The organism is Nocardia sp. NPDC102475 (assembly GCF_055584605.1).
In genome coordinates this window covers 188,233-213,357 of record NZ_JBVJLS010000005.1, presented here as the reverse complement: position 1 = coordinate 213,357, position 25,125 = coordinate 188,233, and the positions used below count along the sequence as shown (strand labels likewise).

Here is a 25,125-nt window from a genome sequence, read left to right as displayed (position 1 = left end):
CGTGAGCAGCTCGTCCAGTGTCGCGAGGATCTGCTCCGCGGCATGAGCGGTGACCTCGGGACGGTCGAAACCGACGATCGTGAAGTACGGGTGCGCGAGAGCGAAGTCCGTCACCGCCCGGGCCTTGACCTGTGCGTCGGCACTGAGCCCGGCGATATGCGACACCTGCGCGGGGCTGTGCTCCGCGTACCGCTCAGCCTGGGCGAGCGCGGCCAGGAACCGCTCGTGCATATCGAGCAGCATTATCTGGTGCATGGGCGGCACGCTGGGGTTTGCGATCAGCGCCCCGAGGTAGGCCACCTCCACCCGCATGTCGGTGATGACGTTGCGGGCGACGCTGTGGTTGTGCCACAGGTCCCGGCCATCGACGCGCCGGACGAACGCGGCCGCGAACGGACTGACATCCTCGTCCACCGAGGTGCCGGCTCCGCGCCCGGCCACCACCTCGCCGGTCGGGCGGATGCCCCAGTGTGCGGACGTGCGCGCGGTCCCGGTGACCGCGTCGAACAAACCGAGACGCAGACCGGAACGGGAGTCGAGATACCGGCGATCCACCGCCGTGCCCGCGGGGAGCACAGTGTGCGCCGATCGTGCGGTAGGGAGCTCGCGGTAGAGCTCACGGCCGCCGAAGACGGGCAAGCTGACGCTGGCGACCGGCGCGCGCATCTTCCTGGCCACCTGGTAGTTCAGCCACTCCTTCGACGCGTCGAACGGATCGGCGTAGGTCTCCCTGATCATCTGAGCGCCGTTCGCGAAGGTCAGGACCTCGACCAGCACCCGCGCCGTGTCCTCGACCACCTCGACCCGCACGATTTCTTGTTGTAGGAGGCGGGCGGCGACGGCGTCGAACGGCGTGGTCGACAGAGCGCCCGCCCGCCCTACGAGATTGCGCCGACCGCCACTGCGATGTTCGGCGATCTCCGGATCAGGCGGAATATACGGTGAGCTGCCCTCGGCGGAGACGGGCAACCTGTCCTCGGTCTCCGGCATTACCTCCAGCGCCGAATCCAGCCACCGATCCAGATCCATGTCGAATCGGTCGATTTCCGCCGTCGGGTCGGTGATCTTGTAGGCGGCATCGACCACTCTGCTGAGGTGGAAACAATGTTCTGCGCGCGCCCGCACCACGTTGTCTCTCGGATCATCCTCAGCCAGTTGAGGGAACAACTCGAACATCGCCGGAATCACGGATTGAATCAGCAGTGCCTCAGCGGGCACTCGGGCCAACTGGCGCAACCGGTTAGGAGCAGTCGATCCCAACTCCAGCGCCAGCCAGTCCAGGTCCTGTTTCACCATGTGGCGCAGTGCTTCCCGCAACTCCGACAGCGTGCCCCACCGGCCCATGTCCACACCGGCGGACGTGGCGGCACGCCATAGCTGACGGTGGGCCAGCGCGCGCTTCTCGTCGGCGTCACGTCGGCTCAGCAATAGCGCCTTCAGTTGCGGCCCGGGCTCGTGCAGGCGGTGAACCCATTGACTCCAAGATTTTTCGTCGTCAAGGGCTTCGATCAGTCGACGCAGCCCGAGATAGCGCTGCGCAACGTACTGCTGCGCGGTCGGCTCGTTACTCGGCCACAGCTCCTGGACGCGCCTGTGCACCTCGGCGACGGTCGACTCCGCCCATCCCTCGCCGGGCAACCGGGCCGCACACCGGCGGGCCGCGTCGAGCAGCGACGTCGAATCGGGCCCAAGTCCTCCCCTGCGTCTATCCAACGGGTACTTCCGAAGGTGATCGGCCGTCAGGCGAGCGACCCGCTCGCGTGCCAGATTCCGCTGGTGGTGGGATTCGTCCATCGCGGCAGTCACGGCATCGATACGGGTGAGTTGGGTGTTGGCGCGGACGATTCCACGAACGAGGTCGATGGCGGTGTCCAGCCGCGCCCGTCCCGCATGCCCCGGTTCGTCTGGATGCGCCGACCGCAGTCTCGTCAGCCGCATCAGGTCGTACGCACCCGCCCCCTGTTCGTCGAGTGCGGGCATATCGATGTCGAATTCTTTGCCCAACCCGTCCAGCAGGGCTACGAGCATGCTGCGACGTCGGGACATGACGTCATCGCGCACAGCGGCCAGGCACTCGCTCAACGATGATAGGGGGCGCAGGTGATCGGAGGTTCCGTGCACAGCGGCCAGATATTCGCCCAACGATGCGGAGGCGGTCAGGCCGCGCAGCTGATCGGGGGTCCCGGGCACCGCCACCGGTATGCCGGTCAACGTCCGAGTCAGGTGCTCGACCGCGGTGGCCGCATCGGCATTAAGTAGATATGTGGTGTCGTAGAGTTCCGCGGCCGCAGTAGCTCGCTCCGCCAGCGGATGCAGATCCGCCGTGTGGCCCGCGGCCGTCGCGGCCCCCTGGGCAGCCGCCAGCAGATGTCGCAGGCGGACGCCCAGCAACAGCATCCCCGGTCGCGCATGCGCGGCTGCGGGCAGGTAGTGCCGTGCCGCCGAGAGCATCCGCTCATGCGCGGGCTCGAGCGACAGCAGGGTTCGCTCGTAGTCCATTGCGGCCGTGCCGAGTTCATAGATCTCGTCAGCCTGTGCCGCCAGCCGGTGCAGAGCCTCGGCCTGCCCGACCACCGCCGCGAGCATCGAGCCGATTACTCTAACCAGCGCACCGACCGGCCAGAAGTCGGCGACCACGCGCATCAGACCGTGCACGCGTGCGGTCAGCCGACGCAATTCGTCGGCGCGACGCGTCAGCTCGGCTTCGACCGCCTCGACCGTCCGGGCCCATGTGCTCAGACGCTGGATTTCATCGATAAGCCTTGCGGCGGAGGCGTATTCGGCGAATACCTGACCAGCGGCAGCGACCTCGGGTGTCAGGTAACCCCGCGCCTGCCATTCCCGCAGTACATGATGTATCCATTCGTCGCCCACCGCTTGGCCACGCCCGATGGCGAGCATTCCGGCCAGATCACCGCGGACCTGCCGATATCTGGTGAACCAGCTCTCCCAGGCAGCCGATCCGGTGCGCAGCAGTTCGTCGGGATCGATGCCGCGCGGCCGGAGCAGCTCGACCAATTCCTGCCGCAGCTCCGCGGCTCGGGCGTCGGCACGGCGCGCTGCCGCCCACCGGTCATTCGGCTCGGCGTCTCCGCGCCCCGACGTAGGGTCATCGGGACCCGTGCCAGCTATAGGAAACATCGGCAGCGCGGGATCCCCCGGGAGGGCCTGGACAACACCCTCATCGTCGTAAAGCACCGCGACCACGGGAGCGTCCGGCAGCTTCATGGAGTCCGGGCGTAGCCCGATGTCGTACTTGTGCTCGCGACCATCGGACGGATCGAAGTAAACGAGACTTCCAGGCTTCTCCTCGCTGTGTTCCAACGTCACGAAATGCGATCCCGGACCGCTGTCGGACAGGCTGATCCGATAGTCGACCGGGTCCACAAATTGCCACCCGACCACAGCAATCGCGCCCGGCGGCAATGTCAGTACCTTTCGCTCCAGCCATTCGAACGACTCGACTTCACGGAACTCGCTACCGGCGGCCCGCTGTGCCGCCAGCGGATATGCTCCCCGGCTGCCGATCTCCCCCGGCAGCAGATGCCCGAGATCCGCGCGACCGGTTCGATGGCGCACCCGCTTCATACTTTCCGCAAAGCAGTGGACTGCCTGGGCCCCCATCCCAGCCGGAATATCCGGGACCTCGATCGGGTCCAGTTGTGATGGCCTGTTCCTGTCCTCCAACGAGTTCGGGACGGGAGACCGAGATCGGTTCGCCCCGCGGTCGGCGAGTTCATCGATCAACCGATCCCGTTCAAGGCAGGTGGTGGCGTGATGGACGACCGTGGAGGTTTCGAGATACTCCACGATCGCGTCGGCCAGCCGCGCGGTCTCGGTGCCGAAGACCCTAGTCGAACGCTTCAGTTCGGCCAGCGGATCGCTGCCGTCCACAGCGGGTCGCACCAGTGGTTTCGGCACACCCATCAGCGCGGCCAGCCGTGCGGTCTCGGCGGCGCGTCGAGCGGGCAGCGAATCGGCAAGAGCGGTGTCGCCCTCGATGGCACGGGCGGTCGCTATCTGCGCGTCGCTTTCCAAGCGCATCGCGTCGATGATCCACGATCCGAGACCCGCCGGATCGGTCCCGACCAGCCGCGACCAACCCGCGTCGTCGAGCGCGCGCAAATGGTTTTGCAGTCGGTTGATCGGGGCCTCGAGGTGCTGGCGAACCGTCAAGTCCGACACGGCTATCCCGAGCAGGCGGGCCAGGGTCTCGCGAGCACGCTGCACCCGAGCGCGCAGCGGTTCGAGCGAGGCGTCGTCGGGTTCGAACGGTTCCATCCCCAGCCGAAGAGCCGCGGCGCGAGGCTTATTCGCGGCTTCGCCACGTTGTCGTCGGGCGTCGCGGAGAGCCTTGTCCAGCTCATCCGGTTCGACCATCGACCGATCCGCCGCAAGCAGCGCATCCCGGTCGATGAGCACATCATCGCTGTCCGGGAATACGGTGGCTGGCCGCAGCGCGTCGACGAACCATTCGACGAAGTTCCACTGGCCCCTCGAGTATGCCTGGATATCCACGTCATGCGGCATATACGGTGGCGTGCCGAACGCGAACGTGTAGACGATGGCAGCGAAAGTTCTGATCGTCGTGTCACTGCCCCGCTTCATCAGTGGCGCTTGGTAGAGCAAATAGACCGCGTTGGCGAAACGCCGGATGATCACGGCCGACGGTTCGGATGGGCGTAGTTCGAGCAGTGCGGCGATTTCGGCGATAGCGGCGTCAAAGATCTGCCGCTGATCACGTGGATCCGCGGTGACTGTCACGAACTTCTCGGCGTTCCGATCGAATGGGTCGACCCGGTTCGGTGAGGCAATTTGTTTGACCGCGCTGACTGCCTTCGCCGCCGCGCCGATGAGCAGGATATTGCCGTTGACCCGAGCACCGCCGGGAAGTTCAACGATATTCCGCAATACGTCGCTGTATGGCGACTGTGCGGAAACCCGCAATCCGATGCGTTCGCCGGTAACGTAAAATGCGTGATAGGAGGGAGTTTCCGATCCCCCCTCCCATTGTCCGGTCTCCGAATTGAACTGAGCTCCGTCGAGTTCGCGACCACGGGCACCGAAAATGTCTATGTTCGGCCGATCAGCCGCGAGCCGCTTGCGGAATTTATCCGGTTTGATGGTATTAGGATCACGGCCCGCGCGGTTGCGTACAACGGCCGGGTGCATAGTGCGTTCACTCGGATCACGGAAACGCTCGTGAGTCCGGACCGCGTGCAGGTAGCGCTGGTGTGACACCCATCCATAGAGTTCGAAGAGCACCCTGCGGCGAGCTGCGGCATCGGCCGCCGAGTCCGATCGGCTGTGGAGTTTCCCCAATCCTCGGTTGCCAACGTGGGCCTGCCACAGGGAATATATCCGGCGGCCCGCGATCTGGACCGGGTCGTTGCTGTTCATCCCCAGTTCCGCGGGCGCGAAGTGCCAAGCGAGCAACTGAGCGCGCCCCGGCGTCTCGGCGCGCGCCTCCCGCACGACCATGACGCGTTCGCCGGGTGCCGACACCGCCCCCTCCACGACCTCGGCGTGGCGCGTTGCGGCCGGTTCGGCATGTGACGAAGCGGGAAGCCTCGCCGATTGGTGGATGTCCTGCGCGACTCTTCCGGCGAACGCGACTCGGAGTGCGGCGCGGGACTCCGCGATGATCTCGGCCGCAGTGGCGGCATCGATCCCCAATCGCGCGGCGGCGTCCCGCTCCGAAATGCCCTGAATGAAATGCAAGTTGACCAATTGAACCGCGATCTCGGGGTCGGGCAACTCCACCAGAGCGGCTCGCAAAGCCGCCGTGAGCTCCTCAACGCCCAGGTTCGACGCCGCCTGCGCTTCGGTATCGGCAGTCGGATCTGCCAGTTGCGCTTGCCGACCATCGTCGTTCAGCGTTTCCGCTCTGAAGGGGTCCTCGATGATTTCCCACGCTTCAGCCACCTCAGCCAGCGACAAGCCGACTGCCCGCGCGATCTCCGTATTGTCAGGAGCCACCGTGGTCCGTGCGCGCAGCTTGCTGACATAGGAAGCAACCGCGATCACTTTTCTCAGCTTCTTCCGGTCCAGACCCGGGAACTTCGACTCGAAGTACATCCACCGCGCCACGCCGCGGCAAGTCGCCCAGGCATGAGCATCGAAAGGCACCCCCCACGGCACATGCCGGACGATCGCACGCATAATTGCCATTGCGAAAATCTGCGCTACGTCGTCCACGGACATTGCGGCGTCGTTCACCGATATCGCCAGCGACCGATATCTCCATGCCGCGGCCCGCGCGATCCAGTCGTACCGTTCATAGAGATTGTTGGCTATCGCCGCTTCGTCCGACGATCCCGGCTTGGTGTCGATCAGCTTCCAGAACGCCCCATCGTCCGGCTGCGGCGTCTCCGAATCACCGGGGCTGCGGATCAACCGCACGACTGTGCGCATCGTGTCGTGGGGGACATCGAGCGCATCCCGCCATCTACGCAAGAAATCAAGGCTGGCATACCCGGACTTCTCCAACTTCGACACAGTTCGTGTATCGCGACCCATACGTTGGGCGAGATCGGATTGCGTCAGTCCCCGGGCCTGCCGAGTAGCCACGAGCCAATCCCTGACCGGCTTACGTTCGGCCAGTGCCGGGATCACTCTCGTGAGGCGGATCCGGCGCTGCTCCGCGCCTTGCCGAAGTTCGTCGGGAATACCCAGCGCCGCACAGAAGTCCGCTAAATAGCCAGCCGTTATGTCATGGCCGCGTTCAGCGGCGCGCACTGCCGCAAGACTGCGCCCCATACGGTCGGCGAGGTCCTGTTGGGTGAGAAGATAGTGCAGGCGGGTCGCTTCGTACCACTGCGCGATCGGCCGATCCGGCGCGTCCTCAGGTTCGGGAATCGAATCACCGAAATAATGTGCGAACTCGGGCCCGAGGTGCTGCACTGCAGAATGCAGCACATCACGCGAGATACCCAGAGCCACACCGAAATCCCCTAGGTAACTCATTGTTATCGCAGCACCGTTTTCGGCACTGCTCACGGCTTTCTGATGTGTTCCCATGAGGTCGGCGAGCTGTTCCTGGGTCATGCCCGCACGCTTGCGGACCACTCTGAACCAGTCGGCTATCCGACCACCGCCATGGTTGCCCGCGATGCCGTGCGATAGGAATGTTCGGGCGAATGCGGGATTTCCGAGATGGGCGAATCGCGGGTTGTAGATCGGCTCGCCGACCCGTGCGCCGAGCACCCGGCCGTCGGGCGAGTACGACACCTCTCGCGGCCACAACCGGAAGACGGTCTCACCGAGAAGTCCACCGGGAGCGAGGATTTCGGCTTCGTCGTGGCTGAGGTTCGAGATCGGGCCGCCACCGGAAATGTCCTGGAGGGTGGCGTCGACGTCGATGCCGTAGGGATGGTAGATCTCGAGCATGTGGCGCGTGTACACGTAGGTGCCGTCGGGCTCGCGACGCATCTTGCCCTGGGCCGCCATCTCGGCGACCCACGTCGCGTCGGGGATGTGCTGGAGACCCCGAACGATGGCATGCTCCGGGCTCCGCGACAGCGAGACGAACCCATCTGGTTTCGCACGGCCGGTCGAGCCCACGTGCGAACTGATACCGAGAGCGCCGATATCGCGTGCGGCACAACCGCTTTCGAAGATCTCCTGGCCGCGGTCGTCCATCCGATAGAGCGCGTTGCCCGGCTCGAGGTAAGCCCCGCCCGCACTACAGTCGCGCCACACCGGGCGCAGACCGTCGCCGCGGGTGCTGACGAATATCGCGCTCGGGTCGACCGGTGCGACGGCGTCGGACATCGCATGGACCGGCACGTCACGGGTGAGATACCGCGGCAGCGTCCCCCCAGGGACGAAGCTGGGCGGTTGGGCGCTGGTGTAATGCCGTCCGGACGGTGCCGCGAGTTCGCTGTCGACGACCTCGGTGAGATACCGCTGACCGATCGTGTCCGGCGTGGCCAGGGTATTCGTGCGGACCCGCTCGATAATGGAATCGATGGCGACCACCAGCCGACCGTCGGCGATCCGTGCCAGCACGTCGGCGCGGCTCAAACCGTGTGCGGCGGCGTATGTTTCGACCAATTGCTCCCGGCGTGGATTCACTGGTACCACCCCGCGCGGTGCGGCTCGGGTGCCGACTCCCGCCGCGCCCAGGACGAGGGTGTCGTTGGCGGCGAAATCCGACATCTCCCGCGCACCCAGTATCGGATCGAAATGATCGATACCGAACACCATGCAGACCGCCGCGCCTTGCGTGCGGTGCCGGGCAGCCAGATCCGCGGCGTATTCCTCGACTCGGTCGGCGACGGCCGCGGCCACGCTCGCGACAACACTTCTCGGCTGACCGGGGGCGGGTCGCCGCACCGCCTCCGCCCGCAGCCACTCGAGGTCCGATGGCTCGAAGCTACGAGGGAATCCCTTGTCCGGGTACACCAGCTGCATCAGCTGTTGGAACTCGGTGTGTGGATCGTCTACGCCGGTGAGGATGAAACTGAAGGCGTCGATGGTATCGCGCAGGTACTCGTCGATATCCAGCCCGGTGTGCGCGGGCAGGCGCAGCACCTGCGCCATCTCGCGCAGGACGTAGTACAGGAAAACCGCTTCGGGCTCGTTTCTTTCGAGCAAGCCCGCGAGCTGTTCGGGCAACTCCTCGTCCGCGGATTCGATGGGGATGCCGTACCCGAGTGCGATGTAGGCGAGCACCGCCATTTCGGCGTCGGGACGACTGAAGCAGTCCGCGATCGATGAACCGGGTTCGGCGACAGGGCCTTCCGCGAGGACGACACGGTTCTGCCCCTCGGTCCGCGCGACCCATTCCTCCAGCAGCGCCACGAGCGCCGTCGATTGCGGGAGCTCCGGGGCCGGAAAGTGTCGGGTCCCGACGAACAGGCTCTCGCCCGACCACACCGCCATGTGCGAATCTGCCTGTGCGGCAGCGATCGTGGGGTCGGGCGGCCCCCGGCCCGGTGGACGATCGCCCATCGGGCGAACCGGGATTTCCCGGCCACGGCGGCCGATCGGTTCGCCGTTGGTCGACAGCGGAAGTTCCGGTGTGCCATCGGATTTGAAAGCCAGACCGTGAAACTTAGCGCCTATGCCTGCTGACTTTGTCAAATGGGCGGCCCATGCATCCACCGCCTTGTCTCCGCGCACCGTCCGCACGGAGATGTGCACCACGCCACCGGGTTCGACGCGGGTGGCCTGCTCTACGACTACGACCATCCCATCTTCGTGTTTCACCGTGAAGGCGGACGCGCCGGTCTCCCCGAAATCCGCCGCGCCGATCACGGTTCCGCCGGACCGTCGCGCATGCGCGATGATCGCCGCCGCATCCGGGAATCCGCCTGGGTGCCAATTCGCAAGGGTCCACCGGGACGCATCCTTCCCGTCGACCCCTGCCAGCGGGATCTGATCCAGACGCTCCGGCGGAATATCGAACCGAGGCCGTGGACCCGCCCCCTGCTCTGCCGCTTCGGCGGCCACCAGGAAACAGGTCTTCGGAACTGAAGCGAGCCAGCGTGCACCGGGACCAGCCGGCGTGCCCTCCTGTAAGAATTCCTCGATCCGTTCGACCAATTCGCCCGGTGTGGCAGCGGTCAGGTCGGGGAAATGCCGCGCGAGCACGTCACCGATTTCGGATCCGGTGCCCGACGACAGCCGCCACCGCCCTTGATCTTGCTCGAGTGGTATCAGTAGCGCCATGGTTGCGCCGAGGTTCGTCGCCCACATCACCCGCTCCGAGTCTGCTGGGAGGTCGCGATGGGTTGCGGGCAGCGGTGGCAGCTGCCGCGTGTACAGCCGATGGAGAAGGTGCGCGGGGTGGGACCACTCGAGCGTCGGCTCGGCTTTCATCTTGTGGTAGCCCACCGACACCAGATCATCGGGATCACGGAGCGGATAAGCCACCGTGGATGCAGGCGACATGTCGTTCGCGACGACTTGTGTCTGCGTATCGAATGTCGCCGAGCCGAGTCGGCTGAGCCACTGGCGGAATGCGTCACTCGTCAGGCCCGCTTCCCGGCAGGTCAAGTAGTGGTCGAGCAGGTGGGCACGAACCTCGGCCGCCGTCTGCCGACGCCGCGGCCCCTCTGCCTCCGCCGGGGGAACCGTCCGAATCTCGACTCGACCGTCGGGTCCCGGTGTCACCGCGAGGTACCGCTTTTCCAGCTCGTCGCGCCACAGTGCGTCGGCGAACCTCGGACGCTCCACCGCCAGTGCCAGCAGACTCGCCATATGCCGGCCGGGCGGCGCGGCGACCACCAGCAGACCGCCCGCGGCGTCCGGTATGTACCCGATGCGGTCGTCCAACGCCTGTCCATGGCCGCGGCCGCGCAATTCCGCCGCGATGACCCGGCTGGTCAAGAAGTCGTCACGCTGCCGCTCGCTGTGCGATACGGCATCGGACAATCCGGCCAGCCGCTCGCGCAGGTCGACATACTCCTGGATATCGGATTCGCGGCGCAGGATCTTCGCCCGGCGAGCGGCGAGCCCAGCGTCCGAGATCGGGATCGACGCCAACTCCAACGGGTCGACGCGCAGTTCATCGGTCAGCACGTCCCTATCGCGGGTCACCCTCTCCCACAGCACCTCTGACACCGACCGACTTGCTTGCTCATCCCGCTCCGACACCCCGAGTCGACTCGCGAGCGCATCGCGTGCCGCAGTCCATGCCTCGAGCTGTTCGGCTGCCTCGGCGGCGGCGCGGACCAAGTCCTCGTATCGGCGAACCTCATCCGGTGACAGCCGAACGTCGAGTTTCCGGGGCGCGCGGTCGACCGAATCCAGCTTCGTTTCGCGAAGCTTCTCGGCCACCCGCCGAACCAGCGACCGCAGGTCGGGGTCCCGGACAGGATCCAGCACTGCGCCGCCTCCGGCGTCCGATACTTGCCGTGCCAGCCAGTCATCATCACCAAGGCTGACGTCGACCGTGATGTGCTGATGACCATCCGTCGCGAGCAGTTGCCAAGACTCGCGCAAGCGGTAGAAGCGCGTGCCCTCCGCACGTATCGGAGATACCGCCTCCGTGATCCGGTAGAGCAGTCCTTCCGCCGTTTTGGACGACAGGCCCTGGAACCGACGATTCAGGGTGTCGCCTGCGTCGCCGTGCCCGCGTGGTGGCGCGACCCGCCAATTCAGGCCGTCGACCTCGATATCGACCACAGCGTTCAGGACGCCGAGTTCGATATCGGCGCGAAGGACGGCGCGCCAGGACCGGTCGGCACCCTGATCGGCCGCGACCGGCAGCGCGAACTTCCGGGTGGCGATCCTGATCAGCACGGCCGTGGGATGCGGCAGATCCATATCCACCGAGGACTGCGCCTCGGCCGCCATGTAGGCGAACGCCTGCACCGTGCCATCTCGCTTGAGTCGGCCAGCGACGACTTCGGTTCCGGCAGCTGCCTTTCGGACATCTTTCTTGCTGTAGAGGCAATCTTTGCCCAAAAAGCCGATCCAGTCGCCGAACGTCCCGGCGACCAGGCCGAGCTGCCGAAAACGCAAGTACTCGTCGAGCAGAATGCCCTCGACCTCGGCATCCGTCGCCGCACGGTACTCCCCCTCCGCGGTGCCCGCGGAAATCTTCGTCACGACGGGGCCATCCGGACCTGGTGCCACCCGTCGGTATTGCCTGTCGAATCGCGGGTGCCAGCCCGCGTCGACGAATCTCGAATCGGTCGTCACCACGTCGAGCATCATCCGCCGGTGCATGCCTTGCGGTGCCGCGACGACCAATGTTCCGCCACTGCCCGACGGGAGAAACGCGACATAGTCGGTAAGTCGCTCGCCGGTGCGGCCCTCGCTCTGCCACGAATTGAGCTGGTCCTCGATTGTGCTGCGTGCCGCGTCCCATACCGCGTCACGTCCCTCGTCAACGGCCGCCTGAGCGGGATCGGGCGGCGATGCGGATTCGGATGGCGACGCGACCGGCGGGCCAGTCGGTGACGCGACCACCGGATCAGGATCAGTCGGCGACGCGACCGGCCGGGCCGGATTAGCCGGCGAGGCGGCCAGCGGGTCGGGATCGGGCTGATCGGCCGCCGCGACGGGTTCAGCGATGGGTCGAACGTCGCGAAGCGACACCCTGCCGTTCTCGTCGACTGTCACCTCGCAGTAGTGGTACCGGGCGCCGCGCTCCGATAGCTCGGCGCGCACCTCGGGTGCGACCGCGTCCATCGCGTGATCCAACCCCGCAACGGATCCGGCGACGAATACCTCGGGCGCCTCGGCACCGCTTTCGACGACCGCTACCTGCGACGCCAGCCACCGCCCACCCCGTGCGCTGATCACATTCTGTGCGAGCACATCTCGTGCTGCGGCCGCGGCGGCCGCGGCCCGAGCGCTGCGCTCCCGAACGTGCGCATACTCGTACAGCGCGAGATAGTCGCGGACGATCTCACCGGAGGACGCGAGATGAGCGGCCTCGGCTAGCTCGGCGTCCATCCCCGGCGGGTGCGGCAGATTGTCTTGGAAGGAAAGCGCCCAATCGATGAGCTCGTCCAAGGACCGAGCAAGCTCCCGCGGACTCGACTCGTCCGCGTTCGGCAGCCCGAGCCGATGGGCTCGCCGCCTGACCTCGTCTAAGACGCGCCGTCGTACGCCTGCAGCCTCGGCGATCCATTCCCCCCACCCGCGCAGTGACGCATCGACCTGCCCGGACTGCTCGAACACCCGCGGATCGTCCAGCGGTACCCAGCTGGAGCGACGGTACGAGCCCTCGTGCCCGAGCTGGGCGGTCAGGTACTCGCGAACACCACGAAGTCGCTCGAACTCGGTGTCGAGAATGTCCTCCAAGCGCTCACATTCGGCGACATAGCCCAGCAGATGGGTGAGCCTCCGATACCGCGTGGCGCGGCTGCCCAGCTGTGGAATTTCGGCAAGCTTCCCGCTGGCCCTGGTGCCTATCGGCGGTTGTCGCTGGTCGGATCCTGCCTGGGTTTCGGCGCGCCGCAGTACGCCGACGGTGAGTTCGGCCCCCAGGGGGAGGATGTCCGCTGCCCGCAGATCCGTACGCAGAGTTGCGGTCAGTTTCTCGAATTCCCGGCGCAAGCCGGCGATCGAGAAACTCGGATCCGAGCGATCCTCGGCACACAGTTCCAGCCATTTGTCACGCAGGGCGCGTACACGCACCAGCGTATCGAGCTGCCGCGACACCAAATCCACTTCCTGGCGCAGTCCAGTACGTTCAGGGGCGGGTGCTCGAACTGTCTCGAGTTCGTCCGCTGTGGCACGGAACCGAGCGACCAGCGACCTTTCCTCGTCGAGCTCGCCCGCACTTTCGACCAGGCGAGCGAGATCGAGATAGTCGGTCACTATTTCGATCAGGCGCCCGACGACGGAGGATTGGCCGATCGCCTCGCCGAGAACCCGCCATTCTGCCGCCGGGTCCGAAATCTCGACCCGTTCGGTTGCCTGCTCGAAGCCCAGTTCCGGCAGCCAGATGATGCCGGACAGGTTCAACGGCTGGTCGACATCGAGGATTCCGCGCTTCAGCCACTCGAGGAGAGCGGAGAGCTCGCCGCCCGCCGCCTGCCGCGTGAACCGCTGCCAGTACCGGTGGTCCACGGCGCGCAGCCCCTGCTGGAAATGCTCGATGACACGCAGGACTCGCTGCCGTCCGTCACCGAGTCGAGTGAGGATCTCCGGTAGCCGCGCCTGATCCGGGTGGTCGGGTCGCGCGTTCGCCAACAGGTCGGCCAGCTCCCGAGCCTTCGACTCGAACGCGCCGGACCATCGCGCCAGGTACGCCGAACCGAGCCGCATGCGGGTGGCGTTGGCTCCGCACAGGGCGGCCAGACGATCCAGCTCGCCGGCCAACCTTTCGCACCGCGCGACCGCGGCACTCAGCGCCCTTCCCAGGTCCCCGTCAACCGCGCGGCCATCATTGTCCTGCGATGGGTCGGGTGATTCCTCGGCACCCCCCGCTGCAGGTACTGCCGGATCGGCCGTCTCGCCGCCGCGACCCACCACCTGCTGCGATGCGCTGCCCGGATGCCGCGACCACGGCGTGGTGCCTCCCGACGGCCGGGCTCCGGTGCGCGGCCCGTCGGCCTTCATACCGTCGCCCCCCAGACTCCGCGCGATCTCGGCGCTCAACTCCTGCGGGGACGCCGCCCGCAATTCGGACAACGCTTTCGCCAGTACATCGTGTTCCGGTAAAACGCCATTCGCCGGTGCGATTCTCCAGGCTTCGTCAGGTCCGGCCTGTTCTGCCACCACCCGCACCCTGGCCACGCCGACATCAATGAATATTTCCCGCACGGAAACACCCGGCGATGGCTTCGGCCAATAGGCGCGCAGCATATCCCTTTCGAACCCCAGCGGCTGGTAGCGCATCGGTTCCTGGCCAGCGGACCGCCGATACACCGTGCCGGTGGGGCTGTATGGATTCAAGGGGCGCGCGTCGCCTGCCCAGAACCCTTCCGGACCGGCCTCGAAGGGCTGCACGGTTCTTTTCTCGTTCTGGCCGTCGGACTTATGGCTGTATCCGGACAGCTTCTCCGGACCGTCGCCGGTCCACTCGCTGAATGAGAGTTTTCGGTCACTGTGATCGAGGTAGGAATCGAGCAGATCCGCCACGATCATATGGCAGTACGGTCTGACCCGTTCCAGCGCGTGGCCGCCCTCATGCTTGATCAAGCGGTAGAACGGTCGATGCTCGGCACCGGGACCATGGAATCCGATCCGAACATATTCTCGAGACTGCTCGTAATAGCCTTCCGGATCGAGGAGGCGGTGCACATTGACCAGTATTATGCTGCCGAGTTCGCCATCAGCATAAACAGTATTTTCCGTATGCCCGGACGCTTTATTATCCGTAAACCCGGAAGCTTTCTTGTCCTTCCATCCACTCGGCTCGACTATGCGCACTTCCCGGATATTGATATACGGGTATTTCGTATACAGGTCGTCTATCGCCCGAGCGATCTCGCGCACCGCCTCCGGATCAACCCCCGGATAGTCGAACCCGACGACCTTTTCCAAGCGATCCCACTTCGCCATCAACTCTTCGGCGATTCGAACCGGATCGACATCAGCCCAGGCCAGCGGCGCCGAGTCTCCGATACTCGAAGGCACCCCGCGAGGCGACGGGTGACTCTCACGCGCGATTATCCCTGCCACGTACCCCGGAGGACGGGATTGTGGCTCGTCAGTTCGATGGGTCGGTGCCGCGGCCGACTCGGAGGGCTCAGGAGTCCGTGGGCCGAGATGCCCGGGCTCATCCGCGGTTTCGGGTCGGCTGAATGTCACGATGACGTTGTGGTATTGACCCCGGACGCCGTCGAGGTGGTCGCAGCGAATGTGCGTGAACCCGCGGCGGGCCGCCATACGCCCGGTGAAGGTGCGGCCGGCCGCTTCCTCCGGCGACAGATCCGGATTCTCGCGGAGCAAGGCGTTGAACCTGTCGATATTGGTGGTCAGACCGTCGTAGGTGTCGGTCCAGAAATCCTGGATCCCGGTGACGAGATGACCGATCTCGGCCGCCATCTGCGCGACCATCGCGAACCCACGGGGTGTGCGTTCGCTCGCCTTCACCTGCATACGGAGGAGGCCGTCTTTGTCGACCGAGGCGAAAATGCCCTCCCGCGCGAGCGGTCGGCCGTCCTTGCCGACCAAGGGTGCCAGGCCGTAGTCGTTGTCGTAGCGCCGGACGATTTGTGGTGCGAAGTACTCGGCTATCGGATCGCGGCCGGTGTCGTCGGCCGAACCGTCCGATAACCCGCTGTCGATCAAGCCTTCGGGACCGTCGGGTCGGTGCGCGGTGGTGTAGCCGAAATGCTCCCGGAGAACCGTCCGCCGTTCCCTGAGCGCGACATGATGGTCTTCGATGTGGTCGAGTAACTCGTCTTCGCCGAAATCGTGTCCGGCGCGACGATGTTCGGCAAGGAACTGCCGCATGCGCAGCCATCGCATGCGGTCCACGTGGCCATGGGCCAAGTCCTCTGCGAGGCCGAAACCGAGGCTGAAGATACCGGTTGCGTCCGGCGGACCGAATACCCGCTCGAGTCGTTCCGGCTCCGGCAGAAGCCAGTCGTCACGGTCCGGATTCGGCGCAACCGCCATAGCGTGGATATCAGGATCCGAACAGTCCAACAGTAGCGGCGGATTGCTGTTCAGCCGATCATCGTGAAAAGACTCCAGCGCTGCCAAGGTGGTGTGTGCGCTGTACAGCATCGATATCTTGTCGGCCAAATTGTAGTGCCGTCGATTCGCCGACAACAATGCGGCAACAGCCTCGTTGTGACGCTCGAAGTCGCTCAGATCGACGGCGGCGGAAAGCAATTCGGCCGGAGTGCCCGATTTCGCGGCTTCGTGCGATTCGTACACCTCGGTATACCGGGTCACCGCCGCGGTGATTCCGCTCGCCAGGTCGGTCAGGTGGTCGCGGCGCTGCCGGAGCGCGTTTCTCCGCGCGCCGGGTGTCGCGTCGGCGAGTTCCCGGGCGAGTCGTTCGGCCGCCGTACGGTAGTGGAGTTCCCACTGCCACAGCTCGGGCAGCTGATCGACAACGAGAATGTTGGGGTCACCGGAAACGTGTCGGGGATCGTCGTGCGCGGCCGCGACCGCCGCCTCCGCGGTCGGCGCATCCGCGTCAGCGCGGATCATCTCCTCGACGATCGGGCGAACGCGCTCACTTCCCTCCACCCACAGTGTGGCGGGCGATTTCCGCGTCCCTTGCAGGGCGTCCAAGCGGCGTACAAGTCGCCGGGCCAGGGTCGCGTCCGCTTGTGCGTCGTGGTCCGCACCGCTGCGCCGGAATCGGAGGTGGGCCAGCAACGCGACTTGGTAGCTGCCGTAACGACGCTGCGCCCAGGCGAATCGGGCCGCGGCGGCCACCGCTTGCGCGCTGAACATCGCCGGGTCGTCGGTGGCCTCGAATACGTAGGTCAGCACCTTATCGACCGGTCGGCCGGGCGGCAACAGATCGACGAGTGCCCCGGGGAGCGGCAGCTGCTGGCCGAGCTCACCGAAGGATAACGTCACATCGGCGCGGTCCAGAGACACCTCGGCCGACAATGTTTCCGGCGGCACGATATCGTGCTCGGCGACCCATGCCCTGGACATCAACAGGGCGGCACCGAGCACGTCCGCGGGCGAACCCTCACCTCCGGATACCATGGCGCGCAGGATTTTCCCGTCGTTGACCATGGATCGCAGATTCGCGGGCATGCCGTCGACGTCACCGATCAACTCGGGCAGTCGCGCCCAGTCGGATGCCTCCCAGTCCGGATGCTGGAGATAGCTGGCAACGGTGCTGTTGACCACCCCTCGCTCGCGCGCCTGGGCGCGAGATTCACCCGGCGACTCGCCCCTGAACAACGTGGCCACCGCACTGGCCGGGAGCCAGTCGCCGTCCTGGGACGAGAGAACGCGCACGGCCGCACCGGCATTCGACGCCGAGGCCACGTCGGTGCCGGGGCTCGGGTCGGCCATCACCACGGTGTGCAGCCCGTCCGCCATCGACAGGCCGGTGCCGGTTACGGCGAGACAGCCGGTGTCCGCGGCCACGACGGTAATGTCCGGCGCGGCCGGGTTGACCAGGTGACGATAGTGATTGTCCGCCAGGATCTGCTGACGCAGCAACTGGCCGCGAATTCGCTGGGACTCTTCGGAATCACCGGAGGGTCCGCGCCGCCAGGCCACGACGGAGACCCGCAGGTCCGGGGTGAGCTGCCGGATGTGCTCGGCCAGCTTCGCGGCGGTGGCGAAGTATTCCGATACCGGGTCGGCGTCGCGGTCGAGCACCAGGTACACGACCTTGTCCGCCCACTCGGGATCCTCGCCGAGAACGAATTCGATTTCGCCGGTGGAGAAGTCGGCATGGCGCAGCGTCTGGACGGGAGTGGGCAGACCGGCCGGGGGGGCGATCGACAACGCGGCGATCAGGCGGCCCACCGGACCCGACGTCAACGACCGAGCCGCCCACGCGTTCGCCTGTCGGCGCGCCGCCGTCGGTATACCGGGTATTCCGCCGAACAGGCCGCAGTGCTGCCATACCATCGTGGCCTGTAACCAGGTGTACGTGAGCCGCGCAGCAAATTCGGCCGCCTGGGGATCCGGCGGATCGGTCGGCATCACCTCGTCGGTCAGACCCGCCCACCACTGGTGCACCTGCTCGATCCGCTGCCGGACGAGGCCAACCGCTTGGTCGGTGTCGATCCCGGCGCGGTAGGCGGTCTCGCCCGGCACCGACAACCGCTCGGCTGCCCACTCCTCGCTGCCCGGCCCCGCCTCGCTGTCGCTGGTGCCCGACAAGCGCCGCAGCGCGTCCGCGGTTACCTTTCGGCTCGACTCGTCGCCAGCCAACTGCTCGGGAGTTCCCAACGCCGCGGTGAGCCAGCGGATGACATTGTCACTTGCGCCCGAACGGTATTCGGCGGCCAACCCATCGATATGCCACGCTCGCCGACCGAGGTCGCGGAACCTGCGCTGCCAGAAACGGCAGTCGGCAGCCGAATCGGCGAGCTCCACGACGCGCTCGGCCCGGTCTCCCCGCGCGGCATCGGCTGCCGTTCGCAGGCGCTCCGGCAGATCGGCGCCGGGTGCGAGCAGCTCTGCGTCGGCCGGATACAGGTCGAGATGCGCGGCGGACCTCGCGGCGAATTCCGCCTGGTGGGTCAGCTGGTTCAGCCGGGCATCGGACAGCTCTCGGTCCAGAGTTTCGATGGCGCCGGCCCAGTCGGGGCCGACGAACCCGCCCGCCATGATGTCGGCGTGCAGCAGGGCGGACGCGCGGCCCACCCGCAGTGGAACGTCTGCCGTCAGCGAGCCGGGGGCCGCGCCGAAGGCCTCGGCCAGTTCGCCGTCCACTTGGTCGATGAGGGAGGCCAGCCGGGTGTCGTGGTGGTCGGCCGCCGCGGCGCCGGTGTCGATAGCGCCTTCGCGGTCCATCATCTCGGCGGTCAGTGAATCCAGACGATCGGCCAGCGCCCGCCAATTCCGCGTCGCGTCCGAGCCGTCGCCTGGAGGGACGTGTGATTCGTCGGCACGCAGTCGGCTCGCCAGCTGTTCGAGGCAGTCGAGACGCCAGGCGAGTACGGCGATGCGGTCGGCGCTGTCCAGAATTCGGTAGCTCTGCGCGAATCGGCTTGCGGCAGTGTCCAGTTCGGTGCGCGGGTCCTCGTGGGCGGCGCTGGTCCACACCGCCTCGTCGTCGACGTGCACGCCGTGTTCGGCGATGTCCGGCTCGGTCGGGTGGCGCGGCATCCGGTGCTCGTTCAACTGCGCCCACATCTGCCGCAAGCGCGGATCGGCAACCAGCTCGTCGGGCCGCACGTGCAGCAACTCGGCCAGCCTGTCCCGATCGCGGACGTGGCGGATCGCCCAGTCCAGCAGCATCGGCGAGCCTGGGCGCAGAGCCTCCGACAGCGGTGTCCCGCGCGTCGCCGTCAGCCATCTGACTTGGTCGCCGTGGTGCTTTACGGTCCGTCGCCAGTAACGCTGGTACGCCGATCCCGGTTCCGGTGACCGCTCCTCGCCGCGACCCCCGGTCGACTCACCGTCGGTCGGTGCACGCTCGGGGTCGTGCGGAGTCGACGGATCGACCGACTCACTGGAGGCCTCTGAGACGGTTGGCTCGTGTGCCCGAGTCGGCGTGCTGGCGACGACGGACGCGCCATCGTGGTCCGGAGTCCAAACCGGACCCGTATCCGGTGTTCCGGATTCGGGTCGCATCACACGGGCATCGAGCGTCAACCGCTCCGGCTCGTGCGCCGTGAGGGGCTCATGTGGACGGTCGCCGATTTGCGCCGGGCTCGTTGGGTTCGGTGGCGACTCGTTGTCGTCCAGTCCTGTCGCATCGACTTCGTCGGTACCCGCGACCTGGAGCATTGGCGCGCGCAGTGGAGCGAGCGCGATCCCCGTCCACGGTGTGCTGGTGCTCGGCCGCAGTTGCGCGTCGCCCTCCCTGAATTTGATGACAATCGCGTATATATGCAGGTTATTCGGCAGTTTGCCCGGTTCGAACAGTTGCTTGGCACCGTTGTCGACCAGCGGGTCGCGCCATTTGATGACGCCCGGTTGGGCCTTGTCGTGGAACAGCAAACGGGCATGGCCCTGGCCCGACATCGCGCGGGCACGATCACTCTCGGTGACGACGTAGGCGGCGGCCCCCGGTGCCATTTCGCGCAACAGGTCCGCCAATTGCTCCCAGGTCTCCACGGGTTCCCACGGCTTGTTGAGCAGTACGGGGGGCAGTCGTTCGGGGGAGACACCGCCGAGCTGAGGATCGGGGGGCAACGGCGCGGCCGCGAGATTCTGTGCGAGCGTGACACTTTCGGTCTCCTCGGCGGCATAACCCGCGACCAGATGCGCACAGTCGATCGGCGTCGGCGCACTGGGCGGGGTGGACGGACGGAATTCGCTGTTTCCCTCCAGGGGCGCATCGGCCCCGGCGACCGGCAGCAGCGGCCGGTCCGAGTTCGGTCGGGTCGCCGGGGCCCCGGTGCCGAGTTGCCGCCACATTCCCACCGGCAGACTGTGCAGCGGTACCCCAATATCTCGCCTAGGTGGAGCGGATACCGTTGGCCTCGTAGGGAACTCGGGAGAAGCGGGCTTCGGCGCAGCCCCTGACCGCCGGTCGACCGCGTAGCGGCTCGATATACCCGGTACCCGGGCACGGCCCGTCGGGATGGACTGCAGCGCCTCCCATCGCTTGCTCAGCCCCTCTGGCCCCATCTGAACCAGTCTGCTCAACCAGTTCTGGCCCGAGTCGCCGCGGACCGCGGCGATGGCTGTTGCCTCGGCGAACACTCGGTTGAACCCCACCGCGGTCTCGGACAGTGCCGCCAAGAGCAGGCACAGCCGCGCGACATCGATCACGCGGTCCGCATGACCTGGGTCCGCTCCAGTCCCAGCCGACGGTGTCTCCCCTGATGTGGCCTCCGCGAGGACCCGCTCGATCCGCTGGGTGCTCAGTTCGTCCGGCTCCACTCCGAGCAGCCGCGCCAGTTCCGCTGTCGCCGTGGCAAGTTCGTCGTTCAGCCGCGCGAATTCCGGCGACCGCGGTGCCAGTGCCCAGTGATCGATCTCGATACCGTGTTCGCGGGCCAGTTCCCGAGAAAGTTCGCCGCGGCGCAGACCCAACCGGATCCACTCCGGGCGCAACGGCGATGAGAACCACCACGACTCGCCCAATGACTGTCGAGGTCTGCTGACTGGTCCGGGCGAGACATCCGGGCGAGAGACGTCTGTCGCGGACGACAGATCGGTGTCCTTCGGAATCGGCGGCAGCGCGGCGAGTTCGGCGTCGATCCTCAGATATCCGGCGAGTATCTCGACCAGGCGGTGCACAGCCGACGCGGGCCCGTCCTGCGCGGCCAAGCGCTGCAATTCCGTCGTCCGTTGCCCTGATGGCGCCGTGCCGTCCGGTTCCAGTCCGGCATCCCGCGGCCACTGCAGTCCCCCCGCCGCTTCGCGGTTCGCCTCCGCGACATTGCGCAGTTGCCGCCCGAACATCTCGCCGAGATTCGCCAACAACCCCGTCCGCACAACGGGATCCAGCTGCGACCACCCGAGCTCACCCAGCGATCGGGACCAGCTCTCGAACCTGTCGATCACCCGCTCGAGCGCCTGCCGCCCCCACCACCTCAACTCCTGCGGGGCGACCTGCAGTAGCTCCGCCGCCCGCGCGGCAGCATCGGCGTGCTGGCGTGCGAGTTGCTGTGGATCGGGAGCGGTCGCAGTCGCCTCCGGCAATTCCACTCCGGTGGACTGTACGCTCGAAACTCCTTGTGGCGCATCATCAGTCGTGTCGACGCCGTTCACGGCGGACGATACCGATCCGAGCATCGCGGCACCGGGCACCAGAGATTGTGCCCTGCCATCGGGAGCCGATCGCGGCGCGGATGTCTCCTGCGGGGCCTCCCGCGTGGACGTCTCCTGCGAGGGATGCGACGCGGTTGGATCAGCACGGGGAGCTGCGGACGATCTGGTGCCCCCGGGCTCGCCGGGCGGCGGCGCAGAGATCTCGTGCGCGGTCCGCGACGCAGCTGGATCACCACCGGTAGCCGCGGCCGAGTCGGCGCTTCGGGGCTCGTCGGACGGCGGCGATTGGGCGGCCGCGCTGTCTCGACGCGCTTGCTCGGTCTCGGCCAATTCCTGGTCACGCAACCCCCGAGCGCGGTCCAGTGCCGCCTCTCGTACCGGATTCTGCGACTGGACACCGACACCGTCTCGCTCCAGTACCGCTACCCCGGGTACACCTTTACCCGCTGTCTCCGCAGGCTGGGAGGGCGGGGATAGCGGAGCCGAATATGGGCCCGTACCATCGCTTTTCGAACCGGGTGGAGCCGCGGAGTCGGCCGATCGAGCAGACATCGAGGCATCATCGGGTCCGCCGATAGGCACGAGTGCCCGTGCCGCGTCCGCACCCGCCCTGGCACCGTACTCACGAATCGCCCCCTCCAGCAGGGCATCGCGATCGGCACCGGATACCACACCAACCGGTTCGGGGGAGGCCGAAGGCCGCAACCCAGCGGCCGCGAGCGCGTCCCTCGCCGCCGGTGTCAGCGCCGTCCCGTCACGATCTGGCGTCTCGGCCAATTCCTGCTCACGCAGCACGCGCGCATGCTCCAGGGCGGCCGATTCCAGCGGCCGCAACCCAGCGGCCACGAGCGCGTCCTTTGCCGCCGGCGTCAACGCGGTCTCGTCACCAGCCAGTGTCTCGGCCAATTCCCGCTCATGCAGCACGCGCGCATCATCGAGCGCCACCGCCGAATTCGCGTTGCCCTCCTCGGCTCCGAGCCGCAACATCAACTCCGGAGACTTCATCATCCGATCGGAGGTCGCGTGCACATCCGTCCACTGCTCCAAAACCGCCGCATCCGCACCGATCCACTCCCGCAACCTCCCCCGCAGATCCCCGGCCATCACCTCGGACGGACGCAACGACTCACCCGGCATCAGGTAACGGCCGCTCTGCTTATCGGCGACAACGCCCCGACGCACCTCGTCGCCGATCAACCCACCCGCATGCGCCCGCGCCTGCTCTGCCCACTGCGGCGACCGCTCCGCTTGCTCGACCCAGGCTTCGACGGCCGCACGCAACCGCGACGGTGTCATCGAATAAAATTCGGTATCCGACAACCGCAGCCATTTGGCCAACCCCGACCCAGCCCGCGCCGACTCCCGCTGCAGCACTTTGAAATCCGCCGCCCGTGCCTTCGCCACGGCCGCTTTCCCCTCCGCAGCACCATGATCACGAATCGCCGCCTCCAACGCAGCTTCTCGATCAACACCAGATAGCGCGTCGTCGGCAGCGGCACGGCCACGACCGGGCTCTGCCGGTCCGGAAGGTTCGCCGACCACCACTGCTTCGCGTCCGGTATCGGCTGACGTAGCAGTGGACCGGTGCGCGTTCCCGACCACATCCGCCACCGGCTCGGATTCAACCGGCTCATACCGCGGATGTTCAGGGTTCCAAGTCCCATCCGCCGCACCTCCATCCGCCGCATCGACCTGCGCATCCGCCACCTTGTACTGTTCCAAGTGGTCCAGCATCCGGATAACCGGTGCCGCCCCCGCCGCCTCGGCGACCCGCCGCACCGCCGACCCGGTCCCGCCAGCGACGTCTGTCGGTTCTCCCACCGGCCCGGCATCCGCCAGCCACCGCTGCACCGAGGCCACATCGCGGTTGTCCGCGGCGATTTTCCTGGCCCAATCCACCAGTCGCGGCCGCACATCCTCCAACGCTCTGTCCCGGACCACCGGATCATCCATCCGGTCTACCGCCGCGCCCAACAACGCGTCGGACCTGGCGATGGCCTGTTCCATCACACGCCGCCCCCATCGCCGCACCTCTTCCGGGGGCACGCCCAGTGATGCCGCCAGGTCGGCGCGCGCCGCATCGCGCGCCGACACCCGCCGCTCCAACTCGGCCGCGTCGACACTGTGCGCGGCCGGGTCGTTGGAAGGTCCTTCGTTGTGCCGCATACCATTTGGGCCGTCATCCGCTTCGGGATGTTGCGCACCCTGCGGGGCTTCGGTCGCGGACGCATCGCCGGATGCCGCCCGAGTTTCCGCCAACTCCTGGTTCCGCAGCTCGTTCAAGTGCTGATACAGCGCCGCATCCGGATCACTCGCGACCACAGAGTCAGGTGCCGCGTGCTCCCCGACGATCTCGCCGACCGGAGTATCGGCACCCGCGGTGTTTGCGGTGTCCGCCGGACCCCGTTCCCCTGGCGGAACACCCGGCCGCTCGGGCCGAACCACCCCATCGCCACCGGGCACCAGCCCCTCGACCCCGGCCGGAACCGGTGATGCCAAGTTTTTATGTATCCGGGCCTGCGCATGCGCCGCCGCCATACCAACGGCACCCCCGCTGGCCAGCGCCGACAACGACAGTTCGAACTGACCGGTCACCGCGGCGGCCGCGGCGGCACCGCCGACCACACCCGAGATGCCCGCGGTCGCGGCGACCACCGCGCGCCCGAGCATGACCGGGGTGGCGTGCGGAACGACCGCCTGGGCCAGATGGCCGCCGAGCGCTCCACCGAGCCCGGCACCGGCACCGGCGACCGCGGCCGTCAGGACCGACTTCCCATCGATGCTGTCGCGATCCCCACTCAGGATCCCCAGCATTTGGCCGACCTGGACGCCGAAATCGACACCGGCGGTCAGCGCCGCGAACCCGCCCGCGTGCACGACCAGCAAACCGACTCGCTCGGCCGCGGCGGCGGCACCGGCGCCCGCGCGCTCGGCGACGAACGCCGCGAACCGAGCCAGATGTTCGGCTCTCGCCTCCGAGAGCACCTGCAACGCCCGGATCGGATGCCAGCCGCCCGCCACGAGGAGCTGATACACCGTCATCGCCCCGAAGGCGTACATGGTGTACACCTCTTTGTCGGTATCGGCGGCGCTGCGGTCGGTGTGGCTCGCCATCGTCTTGCAGAACTGACCCGAGCGAGCGACCGCCGTGTTCAGCGGCTTCGCGGCGGCGACGATCTGATCACCGAGGCTGTCGCGCACCGCTTCTGGCAAGGCCGCGATCTCCGCGTCGAGCCGCTGTCCGATCTGCGCGAGTTCCTCACTCGCCCGTTGCCACGCGGCACTGACCCGTCTACCGGCATCGGTATCCATCCGAGGGACCTCGGCACCGAAGACAACAGCCTGAATCGGCGCGGGCAACTCGGACAACAGCCGCAACGCGGTCGTCAC

At 66.8% G+C, this 25,125-nt stretch carries 1 protein-coding gene (only partly in view); it reads right to left on the bottom strand.

All coding sequences use genetic code 11. The features are described 5' to 3' along the window. Positions 1–25,125, bottom strand: partial view of a PfkB family carbohydrate kinase gene (locus ACZ60G_RS11440; RefSeq protein ID WP_465809478.1) — the 5' portion only. Its footprint begins 10,905 nt before the window's first position; only the first 25,125 of its 36,030 coding nucleotides appear in the window; it begins with the start codon at positions 25,123–25,125; its stop codon lies beyond the left edge, outside the window.